This is a genomic window from Bacillus sp. JJ1532 (assembly GCF_036965085.1).
In the GTDB taxonomy this organism is placed as follows: Bacteria; Bacillota; Bacilli; order Bacillales; family Cytobacillaceae; genus Cytobacillus.
Genome location: NZ_JBALOW010000155.1, coordinates 329 through 1,613, shown reverse-complemented (window position 1 = coordinate 1,613; position 1,285 = coordinate 329). Strand labels below are relative to the sequence as shown.

Here is a 1,285-nt window from a genome sequence, read left to right as displayed (position 1 = left end):
CTTTTATATGGTACGGCTAAGATATTAGGGGATGTAAATGCAGTTAAAAAGGGGAAAGTTGGAAAGAGGATTGTTAGACGAGTTGCAGGAAAATCAACAAGTAAGTTACTGAGAAAATTATTTAAATAAAAAATAACCAACAATCGGAAATGTTTAAGTAATTTCTTCGATTGTTGGTTACATTTTTTTACTTTTCACATGCAATTTTATCCTTGTCTCGATCTAACTTTGTATTTGCTTGATACAATTCCTTTGAAACGTGTGGCTTATACTTTGTCTTTCCACCTTTATTTTTCACTGACGATGACTCAGCAACTCCACCCTTGTAATCAGCATTTAATTCTGTGCAATTCTTATACTTCTTTGTTACTGTTTTTGCTTCTGCTGCATAAGAAATACTGAATAACAACCCTAAAGAAAGAATAATTGAAGCAAACTTTTTCATACTAGACACACCTTTCTATTAACATTTGTATCTAGTATAGTAAAATACTGTTAATTATTCAATGAGAAAAGTTGTTTTTCTGACAAAGGATATCCTTCCTATAATCTTAATAAAAAATTAATTTATTTTACATTTACCTACTTGTGGTAAAATAACCCTATATTAACTGTTAATGTTAATAATAATATAGCAAATTACTGCTTAAGAAAAATAGCAGGAGGATAGCAAATATGCAGGAACATTTTTTCTTGGATAACGATGATATTAAAATTAGCAGCACTAGGTTAGTCCTCCATAATAAGACAATTGCAATGAGCTCAGTTTGCTCAGTAGAACTTGATCGAGAAGAATTAAGGACACCATGGATTGGTATGATAATAGCTATAATCGGACTTGTATCAGCGTTCACTTCTAATGATTATTCAATAGGATGGATTGTTACCTCCTTCGGTTTATTACTGGTTGTAATAATGTTATTTAGAAAAAGGAAAGAAGCTGTAATAATTGAATTAACTTCTGGTGAAAAAGAGTATTTAACTAATGAAGAAATTGAAGATTTATCATCAGTGTATAAGGCGATTAATGATGTAATTATATTTAGAGGTTAGGTTATGGTTTTATTAAGTTTTAGTTTTATGAGAAAGCAGGTGACAGTATTTAATGAGTGTACTAAATAAAGAAAAGTTACTAGTCCATTTATGGGAAATGCATATTTATCATCAAAATGAAGCAGATAAATTCGAAAGAGGTAAAGTAGAAAATTCCAGAAAGCATTATCAAACGGTTGCAGATGTGTATTTTAAATTATATCAACAAGTAGGCAATGATGAATTTGATAAT

At 29.8% G+C, this 1,285-nt stretch carries 3 protein-coding genes; 2 read left to right on the top strand and 1 reads right to left on the bottom strand.

Annotated elements, in window-relative coordinates; all coding sequences use genetic code 11:
• Positions 1-187 precede the first annotated feature (187 nt).
• Positions 188-445, bottom strand: a complete 258-nt coding sequence (locus V7122_RS25665) for an excalibur calcium-binding domain-containing protein (RefSeq protein ID WP_335530185.1) — start codon at positions 443-445, stop codon at positions 188-190.
• 230 nt (positions 446-675) lie between these two features.
• Here V7122_RS25665 and V7122_RS25660 point away from each other — a divergent pair, with 230 nt between their 5' ends.
• Positions 676-1,053, top strand: coding sequence for a DUF6232 family protein (locus tag V7122_RS25660; protein ID WP_335530179.1), 378 nt, complete (start codon positions 676-678; stop codon positions 1,051-1,053).
• 52 nt (positions 1,054-1,105) lie between these two features.
• Positions 1,106-1,285: hypothetical protein (locus V7122_RS25655; protein ID WP_335530176.1), on the top strand; the 180-nt coding region annotated here is incomplete at its 3' end.

Coding starts and splice junctions, on each gene's coding strand:
- V7122_RS25665 (WP_335530185.1), bottom strand. CDS start 445: ATGAAAAAGTTTGCTTCAATTATTCTTTCTTTAGGGTTGTTATTCAGT.
- V7122_RS25660 (WP_335530179.1), top strand. CDS start 676: ATGCAGGAACATTTTTTCTTGGATAACGATGATATTAAAATTAGCAGC.